Genomic DNA, 13,978 nt, shown 5'->3' with positions numbered 1-13,978 from the left:
ATTATCTCAGTGGGGTATGACAATTCACGGTCGGCGAAGCGTCGATTGGCGGCGCTCTCGCGCGCTCATCCGTCCTCTCGGGCCCGTTCGATCTGGCTCTTGATCTCCCGGTATGCCTGCACCCGCGCCATTACTGCGGCCGCCGCTGAATCGCTCGGAGCGGCGGGAGGTGCCGCCTCGATGCCGTACAGCATTCCGCTCAACTTTCCGTGCAGCTCGGCGCGCTGTGCGGCAATACGCGCATCGTCTCGTTCCGTCCGAAGCGTTTTGTCGATGAGTTGCGCTTCGGTGGCGCACTTCTCGATCAGTGTTACTCGCTCGATCGCGGCGCCTTCGAGGGCCGCTATCGCTGTCTTCGCCTCGTCCAAGATCTTCTTGTCATCGGCGTTGGGCTTGTCCAGGGCCGAAAGCTTGCTCGTCACCGCCCGGAGTGCGTGTGCTTTCTCGAAGTTCTCCGTGATGCTCTTGATGTCGGCGCTGAAGTCGACCTCACCGAGCCATCCCGTGCGGGCTGCTTCGGACGCCTTGACCCTTTGGACCGCGCTCAATGTGGATTCCACGCGTGCTGCGTTCTGTTTGCCGAGGGTGTCGATGCGCCGTTGCTTTGCCTTGCGCGCGCGTTCTTCACGCTCACGTTTCTGAGCGGCAGCCTGCTGTGCGCGTTCGACGCGTTCACGTTCTTCTTCGGCGGCGCGGTGTGCCTCCACTGCCACGACGATGCGATAGACGATCCAGGTCACGAGCACCGCCGCGGCGACGATACCCAGGGTGATCCAGACCGGCTTCGGGACCATCGCGATGAGGACGATCACGACGAAGATGAAGCCGCCGACGACGCTCGAGCCGTCCGACGAGCCTTTCTTGCTCATCAGCAGATCACCGTGCCTTCGGTGACTCGTCGTTCCTCGACACACCTCAGACAGTCAGCTTCATACCTGGCCATAGGTCCCCACCCCGCCCTACGGCGCCGCCCCCTGACGGCGCTTTCTGCCAAGGCTAAACGGCGCCTACGACACATTGTCGGCACATGCGGCTACCGGCGGCGCTGAGATCGGGTTAGCCTCGGCCAGCCGGGCCAGGGTGTAGCATTCTGCTGCAGGTGTATCACATTGCTACAGCGGAGGGTTCCATGTCCAACACGGCCGACCGTGTGACCAGGGTCGCCGCGGATCTGATGGACAGCGCCGCCGCCGAAGGCGCACGTCAGAGCAGGTCGGCGAAACAGCAGCTGGACCACTGGGCGCGGGTCGGACGCGCGGTCTCCACTCAGCACAGCGTGGCGCGCCGCAAGGTCGAAGCTGCCCTTGCCGGCGATGTTCCCCTCCGGGATCTGACCGACGAGGAAGGTGTCGTCTTCAACGCCGAGATCTCCGCGGCGATCCAGGAACGGCTCGTGAGCGCCGATTACGGCGCGGTATTGGCCGCGCGAGGAGTCACCACGGTGGCGCTCGACGAGGATGGCGAGATCGTTCAGTACGCACCGGACGGCAGTTCGGTACGGCTGGGCCGCGGCGTGTGAGGCAACTTCTCGCTGCGGCCATGACGTCGGCACCGTGAAGCGCCTCGACCTCGTCGTCGGATCCAACGGCGCGGGCAAATCCACGTTCATCGAGCTGACCCTCGCGCCGCTGCTGCCGCGCAGCTTCTTCGTGAACGCCGATGAGATCGCCAAGCGACGCTGGCCCGACGATCCCGCCGGGCACAGCTACGAGGCAGCGCGGATTGCCGCCAACACTCGCGCACGGCTCATCGAACTCGGCGAGTCCTTCATCGCCGAGACCGTGTTCTCCCACCCCTCGAAACTGGAACTTCTCGACATCGCCCACGCCGCGGACTACACGATCGTCTTGCACGCGGTGTTGATCCCGGAAGACCTTGCCGTGCAACGTGTCCGACATCGCGTGCGGGCCGGTGGCCATGACGTCCCCGAATCCAAGATCCGGCAGCGCTATCAACGGCTCTGGGATCTGGTCGCCACCGCGGCCGACCGTGCGGACGAGGCAACGTTCTACGACAACAGCGCGATCCGGGGTCCACGCATCGTCGCTCAGCTCACTGCCGGCATCGCAGTGGGTTCGGTCTTGTGGCCCGACTGGACACCGGCCCCGCTCGCCAACCGTTGGCCAGGCGGGTGACGGAGGACCCGTCCCGCACATCTGGCCATCAGAGGCCTTTTGCCTTGAGCGCCTTCATCAGCGACGGTCGCCGACCGTAGTCCTGGCGGATCTGCGCCAGGAGAACCGCGAAATCGTCGCTGCGCCCGCCACGTTCGTAGAGCTCGGCCATGGTCACCAAGGTCGCGGCGATACCGGGATAGAGCCTGGTGTTGGCGTATCGAAGATCCTCCTCGAGTTGGGGCCGATACAGCTCGGCAGCGGCCACCGGCCGCGCCTCGGCGCCGCGGTCGGCGAGCTCCTTCCACGCCCCGCCGGGGCCATACCGGTCGGCGGCCTCCCAGGCCGCGTCGAGGTCACCTTCGCTCAACAACAGTAGAACCAGAACCGCACCGCCACCCGGACGGTCCGACGCCAGCTGCCGCGCATGATCGAACGCCCATTCGCGTTCAGTGTCAGCGCTTTTGATGCCTGCGGCGAAGCCGCACAGCGCCTGATAGGAACGAACCGAGGGCTGCCTGACGAAGTCGGTGCGCAAGACGCCGATCGCGTCCACGACGCGGCCGTGTGCTTGGTAGGTTCGCGCGACGTCGACGGGACTGAGCCAGTACGCGGTGCCGCCACCCTGCCCGCTGACGCGCCCCTCCGCCACGGCGCGATCGATCCACGTGAGAATCTCTTCGTCACGCCCGGCTGCCCGCAACCGGGCGATGATCGCCCCGTACTGAGGGTGTTCGCGCTCGTTCAGCAGCTGGACCGCCCGATCGACGTCGCCGTCGTGGTCGGCGAGCTCCAGCAGCATGGTGTCGACGTGGAAGCGACTCCAGCGATCGCCTTCTGCGAGTTCGTGGTCGAGTTCGGATACCGCCCGACGGTAGGCAGCGAGCGCGTGGTCGTCGAACGCGTCGACAAAGTCCGCCAACGCCACATCCGGCCAACCTGGCGAGTCCGCACGGAACTTCACCAGCCAGAGTGCGAGGTCCACCGGATCGGGCGCACCCTCCCGACAGGCCCGCGCGTACAGCTCGGCAGCCCGCTGGCATTCACCCCCGATGGCTCCGGACGAGTCGTCGGCATGCTCGGTGATCGAGCGCAGCAGCGTCAACGCAGACAACAGGGCCGGCCGCACGATCTCGGCGGCCCCATCGTTGAGGTGATTCTCCAGCTCGTCGAGCACCCGACCCGCCGTTTCGGCCGCCACGAAGGATTCCCGATAGTCGGTGAAGCCGTAGGATTGCAATGCATTTCGCACGTAGTCCTCGAAGTCGGCTTTGGCGGCGGCGTCGTCCCCGGACTCAGCCGTCGCACGTACCTCCAGCATGCGGCGAACTTCGCCGTCACGCCGTGCGAGCGTCATGACGAGGTCGCGGAGCTCATGGACGTCCATCGCGTCCACCGCTGCCCGCACCGCAGATTCGGGTGTGATGTCGAAGCTGCCTTCGCCGCGGGCGATCGCCGCGAGCCCGACCGCGACCAGATGCTTGCAGAAGTGACCGTCGGCGTGATGAAGGCAGGTACAGGAGCCGGCGGGTAGTGGACCTGACCAGTCCAGTTCGACGGTGTAGACACTCTTGGCCTGGACCGACGCATGTGCCTTGTCGGTGGCGACCCGCAGACCACGGACATAGCGGACGTAGTCTCCACCGCGGGCAAAGACCCGTTCGCCGGCCACATTGAGCAGCATCGCCTCCGATAACGGCATAGCGTCATGGTGCCCGACGAGCACATTCACCCGCGACCGGCACGGCTCTACAGTGATCAGGATGAACACGGCGAGCCTTGCGATGCGGGTCCGATGACGACCCGCTCGCACCTGCGTGTGGTGACCGACCTGGAGTCGCGGCCCGATCTGCGGCACCCGCGGCGACGTGATGTCGTCGTGTACCGGGTCAGGGTGGACATCGACGACGCCGATCCGCCGATCTGGCGGTGTATCGATTTTCGCTCGGATCTGACGTTGGACGTGGTACATCAGGTCCTGCAGGTGGCGTTCGACTGGACCGACTCCCATCTGCACCGCTTCTCGCTCGGCGGCGGGGCCTTCGACCGAGACAGCCAACTGTTTCTGTGCCCGTACGACGTCGAGGAGGCCGACTTCGAGGACGACGGCGTTCCTGCCGCCGAGACCCGTCTGGACGAAACCCTCACTACTCCTGGCGATGCGCTGCACTACCTCTACGACTACGGCGACAACTGGGAGCTGACGCTGCACCTGGAGCAGGTGCTGCCCGCCGAGGGTGAGTACGCGGTGGCGCTGGTCGTCGGCGGTGAACGGGCCGCCCCGCCGGAGGACTGCGGGCACCTGGTCGACGCGGTAGGCCTCGCCGAGGTGCTTCCCGACCCCGCCCGTTTCGAGCAGGATCGGATCAACGACGCGCTGCGCGGCCCGTACTTCGTGTTGCGCGACGCGAAGGTCGACCCGCGTCTGGTCGACCTGGTTCACCAGCTCGCCTACACCGCGCATGGCGACAGCCTGTCTCAGGCGGCGCTCGCGCTGACCGGGGAACCCATCTCGCTTGAGGCGGCGGATCTGGTCGGCCACCTGCGCGGCTTCCAGTGGTTCTTGGATCGGGCGGCAGACGGCGGCATCCCGCTGACCGGGGCGGGCTACCTCAAACCGGCAGACGTGGTGGAGGCGTCGAAAGTGGTTCCGGTGATGGCGGATTGGATCGGAGCGAAGAACCGCGAGGCGCACTGTTACCCGCTGCTGCAATTCCGCGAGGCAGTGCAGGATCTGGGACTGCTCCGCAAGGTCAAGGGCACACTGGTGCTCACGAAAGCCGGCCGAGCCGCCCAGCGCGATGTCAACGCGTTATGGGAGCACCTGGCCAGTCGGTCGAACCCCAAGCCCGGCGACAGGTTCCAGGTGCAGGCCAGCCTGGTGATGCTCGCCTACGCCGCGGCGTCCCCGGATAAGCAACTTCCGCTGAGCACAATCGCCGCGATCCTCACCGAACTCGGGTGGCGCCACGCGAACGGAACTCCCGTCACCGGATCCGTCGTGCGCGACCTCCCCGCATACGAGGTTCTGATCAACGTCACCGATCAGCCCGCCACCTGGCGTCGGCGTGACATCGTCAGTCCGATAGCGGCCGCGTTGGCACGGAGGGCGCTCGGCGGTTGAGGACAGTACGCCATCTTGTCGGTGCGTTGGTTTAGTCTGACTTCAGCTCACGAGCGGACGACTGTTCGGGTACCTGGCCCGTCGTCCCGGCAACCGCGCGACCACCGCACGGTGCCCCAGGGGAAGAGCGGGCACGCCCTGCGTGCAAGCGGTGGACGCCCGAGTGCGGCGTCGCGAGAAACGGCGAACGATGTACCAGCGAAAGGTGAGCGCCGCCGATGCGGCTCTGCGCGAACGTATTACCGAACTGTCCGTGCACATTCCGTGCGGCGGGCTGCGCGGACCGGTTCAGCTGCCCACACGATCACCTTCGGACCGAGGGGTGCGGTGGCAGTCCTGCCGACATGAGAACCACCCAGTTGTCTGGGGAGACGCCGACGTCTCGCGGGAACGCGACCTGTGCATCATCTGCCTCCGGGCAACGGCCGGCGGCCGTTCACGCTGGTCGTGGCTGGCGTGCCAGGACTGCCGGGCCGTCAACTCCGCGGTGGAGGCCGCGTGGGGTTTTCGTCCCTTCGCCCTGGGCCGGCACAGCGTGATGAACGGGTTCGGGGTGCGGGCCGGTGCCCCGCCGGAAGTCCAACAGCGGCAGATCGAGCGGTTGACAGACTTCGCGGACGGTATCGGCCGTCTACTGAAATGGCGCAAGCACGAGTACCGCCGGCTGGCGGGCCACTTCGATCCGCAGGCCGACGTTCCTCTGCGGGTATGGCAGCAGGAGCTTCCGCCTGGCCCACGTGCCTCGCGGGACGCCTTCGCTCGGCTGATCGGCCCGGAGTATCCGCTGCCACTGCCGTAGGCCGACTCCGGCGACGATCAACTTCTGTGCGACCGATCCGAGTCGACGCCAGTGATCAGCGCATCGTCGGCTCCGAGGCTGCGCAAGCAGTCGGCAACTCGCGTCCATCCGCTGCTCGACTTCGCTTCGGCACTTGCCTTTTCGGTCATCGCGATCACGAGGTCCCGGAGTGCAGCGTCTGGATCGGACAGTCCGCTCGAATAACGCTTGTCCAACAGGTACTCGCTCGCGAGTGCGCTTTGCGTGGCGGCGGTCCACACCATTCGGTCCAGAAAGATCTCCAGGATGCGCGCGCCCTGGGCTGACGACTGTGCCCCCATCGACAACATTCGGGTGATCCGTAGCCTCTGCCCGCCGCCATCTCGGGACGGTGTGTAGTCATTGTCGGAACCTCGGCGTACAGTGAGAAGTAATTAGCGCAAATATGCGCTAACGGGGTAGAGGGGGATGTCATGACGTCTTTGCATGACCGCATCGAGGGTGTCCTGCTGGCCACCGCGGCCGGTGACGCGCTCGGCGCGCCGTACGAGTTCGGCTCGCCGCGTGGCCCCGAACTCGAGGTCGCGATGGTCGGGGGTGGTATCTGGGAGCGCGGCGAGTGGACCGACGACACCTCGATGGCGATCGCCGTCGCCGAGGTGGCCGCGACCGGTGCCGACCTGCGTACGCAGGATGCCCAGGACGCGGTCGTCGCGCGCTGGCACGAATGGTCGCGGCGGGCGAAGGACGTGGGTGTTCAGACCCGCTCGGTGCTCACCGCCGCCGCGCAGGAGGGTGTCGTCACAGCAGCGCGCGCCCGTGAAGCAGCAGCCAGACTGCACGCGCGCACCGGTCGCACAGCGGGCAACGGTTCGCTGATGCGGACCGCGCCGGTGGCGCTCGCCTACCTCGACGACGAGGACGCGATGGTCGAGGCGGCACGGGCTTTGAGCGAGCTCACCCATTTCGATCCCGACGCCGGCGATGCGTGCGTGCTGTGGTGCTGCGCAATCCGGCACGCAGTGCTCACCGCGCAGATCGACGTCCGAATCGGGTTGCGCCACATCGACTGGAGCCGCCGCAAGGTGTGGCAGGAGCGGCTGGATGCGGCCGAGGCAGGACGCCCGTCGTCGTTCGCGCACAACGGCTGGGTGGTGGCCGCGCTGCAGGCGGCGTGGTCGGCGATCAGCACCACGCCCGTGCCCGTCGACGACCCGGCGTCGGGGGTGTTTCACGCTGATCATCTCCGGCTGTCGCTCGACGCCGCGGTGCGGGCGGGCCACGACACCGACACCGTCGCCGCGATCGCGGGAGGACTGCTCGGCGCGGCGTACGGGGCATCCGCGGTGCCCGTGCAGTGGCGAGAATTGCTGCACGGATGGCCAGGGGTCACGGCGCGCAACCTCGTTGGCGTGGCGTCGGCGATCCACCGTGGTGGTGAACCGGACCAGTTCGACTTCACCTATCCCGGTTCCTCGGTCGACGCGGTCGCGCGTCATCCGTACGACGACGGTGTGATGCTCGGCGGTATCGGGGTGCTGCGCCGACTCCCGGCGGATGTCGACGCGGTGATGTCGCTGTGCCGACTGGCCGACGACGACGTCCCCGCGGTTATGCCGCACGTCGAAGTGCGTCTGATCGACCGGGTCGCCGACGACGAGAACCCGCACCTCGACTTCGTCCTGCTCGATGCGGTGCGCGCTGTGGAGCGCCTACGCCGCGAGGGACGCACCGTGCTGGTGCATTGCGTCGGCGCGTACAGCCGCACACCCACGGTGGGCGCGCTGTACGGAGCACGGCTTCGGGGTGTCGGTGTCGATCGGGCGCTGGCCGACATCCAGAAAGCACTGCCGGGCGCGCACCCCAACCCCGCTTTCCGAAAGGCGTTGCAGCGCTTGCATCCCAGCCCGCCTTCTGCGTTTGCAGAGGCGGCCCAGCACCGGTTCGCGGACGCGGCGAAGGTCGGTGACTGGGCGACCGTGTTCGCGATGCTCGACGACCCGCGAACGCAGGTCGACGTCAACGGGGTGCGTCCGGATGGCTCGGCGCGGTTCACCGCGCTGCACCAGGCGGCGTGGCACGGCGCACCTGCCGGCATCGTCTCGGAGTTGATTCGGCGCGGCGCGGTGAGGTCGTTACGAGATGCGAAGGGGCGGACACCGTTTGACGTTCTCATCGAACGGCACGGAGGTCGCGCGGAGAGTGAGCGTCATCTGAGGCCATCGCGGCCGTAGTCGTGCACCCTGTGGAAGATCATGCGCGCGTAACCCCACCGTCAGGGCCGTTGTCCCGCGCCAGTTGAATCTGGTTCTTGATCTCGCGGTAAGCCTGTACGCGGGCCATGATCGCGTCGGCGGCCGATTCGCTCGGAGTGGCGGTCGGTGCCGCCTCGATGCCGTACAGCATCGCACTTAACTCGCCGTGCAACTCGGCGCGCTGTTCGGCGACGCGGGCATCGTCGCGTTCCGCCTGGAGTGACTTGTCGATGAGTTTCGCTTCGGTGGCGCACCTTTCGATCAGTGTCACCCGCTCGATCGCCGTCCGTTCGAGGGAGGTGATCGTCGCCTTGGCCTCGGCGAGGATTCTCTTGTCGTCGGCATTCGGCTTGTCCAGAGCCGAGAGCTTGCTCGTCACACCTTGCAGCGCGTGCGCCTTCGCGAAGTTCTCCGAGATGCTCTTGAGGTCGGCGCCGAAGTCGATGTCGCCCAACCATCCCGCGCGGGCTGCTTCGGAGGACGTGACCTGCCTTATGGCTGTCAGCGCGGATTCGACCCGGGCAGCGTTCTGCTTACCGAGAGTGTCGATGCGCCGTTGCTTCTCTCTGCGTAGACGTTCGTCGCGCTCGCGTTTCTCGGCAGCAGCCCGCTGTGCCCGCTCGACCCGTTGCCGTTCCTCTTCGGCGGCACGACCCGCTTCCACGGCCCCGACGATGCGATATACAACCCAGGTCACGATGATGGCGCCGACGATGACGCCCAGGGTGATCCACACCGGTTTCGGGACCATCGCGATCAGGACGACCGCGAAGAAAATGAGAGCGCCGATGGCGCTCGAGCCGTCGGCGCTCTTCTTGCTCATCGCGACGCCCAGTCGTACTCGGCGCGCACGACTTCAGATCGTTGCGTGCCACCCGACACCCAACCGCTTCCCCTCATCGGCCAATACCCCATACCGGTCCCCCAACATGCCACTCCCACCGAAGGCTAATCGGACCATCCGACACATTGCTAGGTCATTCGCCAATACCATCTGGGGCCCTCGCCGAGAGGCTGCTCGATCACCTACCGTGGCCAGGTGGCTGCGAAGCGTGACCCCACCGACGTCCTTGCGCGAATCCTGGTCGAACACGGCCCGCTGCACGAGGACGACATCGCGCAACGGCTGCACGAGGCGGGCATCCCGGATGCGGAGGATGTGCTGCCGCAGTTGTTGAACGAGATCAATTGTGCTGCAGTTCCTTTAGCAGATGAGAGCTGGGTATGGCTGCCCGCCCTGCTGGCCGGTCGGATATTCACACACCGGGTCGACGCCCAGGAGATGGCTCACGACATCCTGGTCGTCACCCCGGACCTCGACCCGATCACCCACCTCTGCGAGTTCGAGCAGTACGCGCAGCTGGCCGACGGCACCCCGGTCAGCGTGGCGTTACCAGCGTTCGACGAGGTGTTCGACGAGCGGGACGTCCCGCTGGACATGGTCGACGACGGCGGCGCGCTGGTCCTGCCGCCTGGCACGCTGCGCGGCCTCGGCCTCGAGGCCGGTGACCTGGTCGGTCTGCGATTGGCGCCTGCGGGACTCACCCTGTCGAAAGCGACCGCGGGCCCGGCGCCGCAGGTTGGGGCCGCGCTGGCGGCCACCTTGGACCCTGACGAACCCACGCCGTTCGATTCCGCGGTGTGGAGCGCGTGTTCGGCGGATCCGTCGCTGTTCACCGAGCCGGTGCCGCCGCTGTCGGAGATCGCCGACGACCACAACCTGGTGCGCCGGCTCGACCTGCTCGCCCCCGCAGACTTCGACTACGACCGGTGGCGCTTCGACCTGGACTGCGAGGTGCTGAGCAGGCGGTACGACATCGATGAGGATGCCGCGCTCGCCTTGCGCACGCTGGTGTCGATCTATGAGCAGATGTCGCAGCTGGTCATGATGCCCCTAACCGATGACGAGGAGGTGCCCGACGGGGACGCGCCGACACCGGCGGTCGAGGGTTACCGAGAGTTGGTCGCCGAGTTCGGGGCGGGGCTGGCCGATCCCCGTCTGGCCGAGGTGTTGCTTGCGGAGACGGTGGGTCGCAATCCCGACGGCGCCGCGGCACTGGGGTTGTTCGCCGAGACACTGGAGCCGCAGGTGCCGCGCCGGGCCCGGGTCGCATTCCGCTGGCTGCGCGCGGTGGCGCTGGAGCGTATCGGCGACATCGAGGCCGCCGAGCGGGAGCTGCTGGCCGCTGAAACCATGGACACCGACTGGCCGTTGCCGCTGTATGACCTGGCCCGGATCGCGTCGGACCGCGGAGACGTCGAGCGCGGGTTGGCACTGCTCCACCGTGCGGGTGCCGCACCGGACGATCCGATGCTCACGATGCTGCGCAGCCATCGGGCCGAGGCGCGCCCCGACGTGGGTCGCAACGAACCGTGCTGGTGCGGTTCGGGTCGCAAATACAAGAAGTGCCATCTCGGCAGGGAGCAGTTGTCGCTGCCGGAGCGGGTGGGGTGGCTGTACGCCAAGGCCGCGCAGCACACGCTGGCCGGCGAGTGGCGCGGCCTGGTCGCCGAGCTGCACTTTGAACGTCACCGGCATCAGGATGCGCCCGATGAAATGATCGACCCGCTGGTGATCGATGCGGCGCTGTTCGAGGGAGAGGCGTTCGCGGACTTCCTGGCCGTCCGCGGGCCGCTGCTGCCCGACGACGAGCGGTCCCTGGCCCAGCAGTGGCTGCTGATCGACCGATCGCTGTTCGAGGTCGGGCAGGTGCGGCCCGGCCACGGGCTGACGGTGCGCGACGTGCGCACCGGTGACGTCCACGAGGTTCAGGAGCGCACTGCCAGCCGGCAGCTCAAGGCGGGACAGCTGATCTGCACCCGGGTGCTGCCCGCCGGTGACGGCACCGCACAGTTCTTCGGAGGGTTGGAACCCGTGGGGCTGCATGACCGCAGCGCGCTGATCGCATTACTCGACGAGGGACCTGACCCTGTGGAGGTCGTGGCATTTCTGAGCCGTCGGTTCGCTCCGCCGACGCTGACCAACACCGAGGGCGACCCGCTGATCATCTGCGAAGCGGTTGTCCGCGTGAGTGATTCGGCGCGCATCGAAGCGGCTCTCGACGACACCTATGACCGAGTCGAGGACGCGGAGTTGCCGCAGTGGTTCGAGCATGTCACCACCCACGGCGCGGAGCGCATCCGCGCGACGGTGGTGCTCGACGGTGACACGTTGCGGGTGGAGACCAACAGCGAGGAACGGATGGACCGGGTGCTGGAGACCCTGGAACGGCTCGACCCGGGGATGCAGGTTGTCGATGACACGCGCACACCGATGGACGACCCGCGCGACATGGCTGCGCAGATGCCGGCAACGGCGAAGGGCGCGGTGGACCCGGACGACCCGCAAGTGGCCGCACTGCTGGACGCGATGATCCTGGACTACGAGGCGAAGTGGCTCGACGAATCGATCCCGGCGCTCGACGGGCACACTCCGCGCCAGGCAGCCGACGACCCGACCCGTCGGCCTGACCTGATCCGGCTTCTCGATTCCTTCCCCACCGACGCGGGCCGGCACGGGATGAATGCGGACCGGCTGCGGGCGGCGTTGGGGTTGGAGTGAGTGGCTAGCGGCTCGGCGTCATCATGCAACGACTTCGGTGTCCACACCCAGGGCTTCGTAAGTCGCCCTGGCGCGGGCATCACGAGTTGCCAGCGCCACCCCGTGTTCTCGCGCCGCCAGCGCAACGAGTCCGTCGTAAGTCGCACCGCCGCCGATTCCTCGTCGAGCCAACTCGCGATGCGCACTACGTGCGACGCGGGCGCCGAGTGTGAGGGATGCGGTGAAGTTGGCGTCGATCAGTGCGACCGCATCCCGCGGGAGCAGTCGCGCATCACCGGGTAGCCGTGTCAGCACCGAGTACGTCTCGGTCAGCGCATGCCCGCTCAGTCCCAGCGTCTTGCCTTTTGCCCATCTCGCCACGGCGGCGTGTTCCCGGTGGGAGCCGACGAGCAGCGGTACAGCGACACTCGTATCAACCGCTGTGACAGGCATCGTTTATCAGCGCCGACCGGAGTCGATGATGGCGAACATCATTTCGTCGGTGACGACGGTGTCGGCTTGCGCCACGAGACGACCATCGTCGTCGCGTTCCAGTCGAGCGGTTCGCCCGCCCGGAACGATCTGCAGCCCAACGCCGTAGGCAGAAATGTCCACTTTCATGCCGGGGGTCAAACCTAAGGCGTCCCGCAGTTGCTTCGGTAATACCACTCGACCACCGGAATCGATCACAGCCTCCATGGGGCCACGCTACCAGTGAAATCCCATTGCCATGGTTGCGGCGTCGGCGACGCTCAGAAACCTTATGCGCTTGGTCCACGTCAACAACAGTTGACGACCCACGTCTACCCTGCGACTCTCAACCCGTCACCGGTCTGGCTCCCATCGAGGGCGGTCAGGGCTTCTGCGGTCAAGCCGTCGCGGATCCCGCTTCGCTGATGCGCGAACGGGATGAATGCCCGCAGGAGCGCGGGTACCTCCAGGAGGACTTTCAACGAGTGGTCGTGGAGCGTCGATGATTCGAGCACATGCTCGACGCGCCGGGCGCTCCACCGCAGGGGATCCCCCGTCCCGGATTGCATGAGGTCCGTCAAGAGGAGCAGGTGGTCGCGGCGATCGAAGCGTGCGCCGGCCTCACATCCGAAGAACTCGTCGCCCAGTGCTCTGCCCGATCCCCATGCCGAGCCCGACCACTGGTACCCGTCGCCGCCCTCCGGTAGATGACCGACCAACCATCGCACCAGCGGTCGGCAACCAGGCCACGTCGCGGTCTCCCGGAAGACGAACTTCTGCTGCAGGCTGCGTTCGATCCACGCCCGCGCATCGGCGAGGCTCATGTCCATGGTGGTGAAGTCAGCATTGGAGCTTCGCCGCAAGTGGATGTCGATCGCGTCGACCCAGAGGTCTGCATCGACGATCTCGGAGTCTTCGAGGTGCTCCATCCGGACCACACAGGTCGCTTCCCGTCCGTCGGCGAGTCGGGCGCCGATCCAGAGCTCGTCGAAATCTCCGAGCACATGGGAGTGACGCACCGCCCGATGAACCTCGACCTCGCGAAGTCCAGCGGCCCACAGCGGTAGCGGCCCGTTGTACGCGTCCAGCGCCGAACGATAGCGCTGCTGCAGCGCCTCATCGTCCAACAGTTCACTGAACAGAGCGACGAGCATGGCGCTCTCGGAATTGGGAGCGTTGCGGAAATTCTGGAGGAGGTGGCCGAAGTCGAGTGAAGTGCGCTTATCAAGGCGCCAATTCGCGACGGGGTCTGGCTTCGCCGCCTCGACCTTCTCGCTCGCGAACATCAAGAGACCCCAGGGGTTCTCCATCGCGAACGAGAGCGGCGACACATCATCGGGAGGCGGTTCGGGGACTGCATCCACCCGGCGTTTCTTTGCACGAAGCGCATCGCGGCGCGCCTGCTTCATCTTGCGGTTTCTACGCCCGTGACTCATGACGCGGACGCTACGCGGGAGCCCCGACATGTCGGCACACTCGGAGAGGCCCTCGTCATGGCAGACAGCCTCAGGACCGTCGGCGGTCCTACCCCGAACCACCGACCACAGGAGTTCCCCCTGGACACGAAGTCGTTGACGGCGTACCGGTGTTCGGCGGTACAGCCATCCGTCGAGAGAGCTACTTTTTCGGGCGTGGACGATCAAGCCGTCACCGCGATGAGTTTGGCGACGCGGGACTCGAGTGGTTTGGGTTGAT

Annotated in this window: 12 protein-coding genes, 1 pseudogene and 1 riboswitch; of the genes and pseudogenes, 6 read left to right on the top strand and 7 right to left on the bottom strand. The window is 66.6% G+C overall.

Annotation, left to right across the window (positions count from 1 at the left end):
• Positions 1-65 precede the first annotated feature (65 nt).
• The gene (locus DYE23_RS04940; RefSeq protein WP_115326662.1) at positions 66-869 is read right to left on the bottom strand and encodes a hypothetical protein; all 804 of its coding nucleotides are present in this window, start codon (positions 867-869) and stop codon (positions 66-68) included.
• A gap of 260 nt (positions 870-1,129) precedes the next feature.
• On the opposite strand from DYE23_RS04940, the gene DYE23_RS04935 reads away from it, so the two are divergent.
• Together DYE23_RS04935 and DYE23_RS04930 are read left to right on the top strand one after the other, a co-directional pair.
• Positions 1,130-1,519 (top strand): TA system antitoxin ParD family protein, encoded by a 390-nt coding sequence (locus DYE23_RS04935; RefSeq protein ID WP_115326661.1) that lies wholly within the window; start codon positions 1,130-1,132, stop codon positions 1,517-1,519.
• A 34-nt stretch (positions 1,520-1,553) separates the two neighbouring features.
• Entirely contained in the window at positions 1,554-2,135 is a 582-nt protein-coding gene (locus tag DYE23_RS04930) for an ATPase (protein WP_115326660.1), read from the top strand.
• Positions 2,136-2,163: 28 nt separating this feature from the next.
• Here the strand turns inward: DYE23_RS04930 and DYE23_RS04925 are convergent, their stop codons facing one another.
• Positions 2,164-3,816: an SWIM zinc finger family protein gene (locus DYE23_RS04925; protein ID WP_147292265.1), complete on the bottom strand. Its 1,653-nt coding sequence runs from the start codon at positions 3,814-3,816 to the stop codon at positions 2,164-2,166.
• A 93-nt stretch (positions 3,817-3,909) separates the two neighbouring features.
• On the opposite strand from DYE23_RS04925, the gene DYE23_RS04920 reads away from it, so the two are divergent.
• Together DYE23_RS04920 and DYE23_RS04915 are read left to right on the top strand one after the other, a co-directional pair.
• The gene (locus tag DYE23_RS04920; RefSeq protein ID WP_235660333.1) at positions 3,910-5,238 is read left to right on the top strand and encodes a plasmid pRiA4b ORF-3 family protein; all 1,329 of its coding nucleotides are present in this window, start codon (positions 3,910-3,912) and stop codon (positions 5,236-5,238) included.
• 45 nt (positions 5,239-5,283) lie between these two features.
• Positions 5,284-5,395, top strand: a riboswitch (SAM riboswitch).
• Between the two features lie 48 nt (positions 5,396-5,443).
• Positions 5,444-6,037, top strand: coding sequence for a hypothetical protein (locus DYE23_RS04915; RefSeq protein WP_235660332.1), 594 nt, complete (start codon positions 5,444-5,446; stop codon positions 6,035-6,037).
• A gap of 17 nt (positions 6,038-6,054) precedes the next feature.
• On the opposite strand, the gene DYE23_RS04910 is transcribed toward DYE23_RS04915, so the two are convergent.
• A complete protein-coding gene (locus DYE23_RS04910) occupies positions 6,055-6,357 on the bottom strand; it encodes a hypothetical protein (RefSeq protein WP_235660331.1) in 303 nt (100 codons plus the stop codon).
• 132 nt (positions 6,358-6,489) lie between these two features.
• Here DYE23_RS04910 and DYE23_RS04905 point away from each other — a divergent pair.
• Positions 6,490-7,917, top strand: a pseudogene (locus DYE23_RS04905) (ADP-ribosylglycohydrolase family protein); the annotation flags it as partial.
• A 352-nt stretch (positions 7,918-8,269) separates the two neighbouring features.
• Here the strand turns inward: DYE23_RS04905 and DYE23_RS04900 are convergent.
• Entirely contained in the window at positions 8,270-9,094 is an 825-nt protein-coding gene (locus tag DYE23_RS04900) for a hypothetical protein (RefSeq protein ID WP_115326657.1), read from the bottom strand.
• Positions 9,095-9,310: 216 nt separating this feature from the next.
• Between DYE23_RS04900 and DYE23_RS04895 the strand changes: the two genes are divergently transcribed.
• Positions 9,311-11,833, top strand: coding sequence for an SEC-C domain-containing protein (locus DYE23_RS04895; protein WP_115326656.1), 2,523 nt, complete (start codon positions 9,311-9,313; stop codon positions 11,831-11,833).
• A 21-nt stretch (positions 11,834-11,854) separates the two neighbouring features.
• Here the strand turns inward: DYE23_RS04895 and DYE23_RS04890 are convergent, their stop codons facing one another.
• The 3 genes from DYE23_RS04890 to DYE23_RS04880 form a co-directional block, all read right to left on the bottom strand.
• Positions 11,855-12,265: a type II toxin-antitoxin system VapC family toxin gene (locus tag DYE23_RS04890; RefSeq protein ID WP_115326655.1), complete on the bottom strand. Its 411-nt coding sequence runs from the start codon at positions 12,263-12,265 to the stop codon at positions 11,855-11,857.
• A 6-nt stretch (positions 12,266-12,271) separates the two neighbouring features.
• Entirely contained in the window at positions 12,272-12,511 is a 240-nt protein-coding gene (locus DYE23_RS04885; RefSeq protein WP_115326654.1) for an AbrB/MazE/SpoVT family DNA-binding domain-containing protein, read from the bottom strand.
• Between the two features lie 104 nt (positions 12,512-12,615).
• Positions 12,616-13,719, bottom strand: a complete 1,104-nt coding sequence (locus tag DYE23_RS04880; protein ID WP_235660330.1) for a hypothetical protein — start codon at positions 13,717-13,719, stop codon at positions 12,616-12,618.
• Positions 13,720-13,978: the final 259 nt, after the last annotated feature.

The sequence above is a fragment of the Mycolicibacterium gilvum genome, assembly GCF_900454025.1.
GTDB lineage: Bacteria > Actinomycetota > Actinomycetes > Mycobacteriales > Mycobacteriaceae > Mycobacterium > Mycobacterium gilvum.
This window is presented reverse-complemented; position numbering and strand designations above follow the sequence as displayed.

Bases quoted from the DNA above. Each gene is read 5' to 3' on its own strand.
- DYE23_RS04940 (WP_115326662.1), bottom strand. From the start codon at position 869: ATGAGCAAGAAAGGCTCGTCGGACGGCTCGAGCGTCGTCGGCGGCTTC.
- DYE23_RS04935 (WP_115326661.1), top strand. From the start codon at position 1,130: ATGTCCAACACGGCCGACCGTGTGACCAGGGTCGCCGCGGATCTGATG.
- DYE23_RS04925 (WP_147292265.1), bottom strand. From the start codon at position 3,816: ATGCCGTTATCGGAGGCGATGCTGCTCAATGTGGCCGGCGAACGGGTC.
- DYE23_RS04920 (WP_235660333.1), top strand. From the start codon at position 3,910: ATGACGACCCGCTCGCACCTGCGTGTGGTGACCGACCTGGAGTCGCGG.
- DYE23_RS04910 (WP_235660331.1), bottom strand. From the start codon at position 6,357: ATGGGGGCACAGTCGTCAGCCCAGGGCGCGCGCATCCTGGAGATCTTT.
- DYE23_RS04900 (WP_115326657.1), bottom strand. From the start codon at position 9,094: ATGAGCAAGAAGAGCGCCGACGGCTCGAGCGCCATCGGCGCTCTCATT.
- DYE23_RS04890 (WP_115326655.1), bottom strand. From the start codon at position 12,265: ATGCCTGTCACAGCGGTTGATACGAGTGTCGCTGTACCGCTGCTCGTC.
- DYE23_RS04885 (WP_115326654.1), bottom strand. From the start codon at position 12,511: ATGGAGGCTGTGATCGATTCCGGTGGTCGAGTGGTATTACCGAAGCAA.
- DYE23_RS04880 (WP_235660330.1), bottom strand. From the start codon at position 13,719: ATGAGTCACGGGCGTAGAAACCGCAAGATGAAGCAGGCGCGCCGCGAT.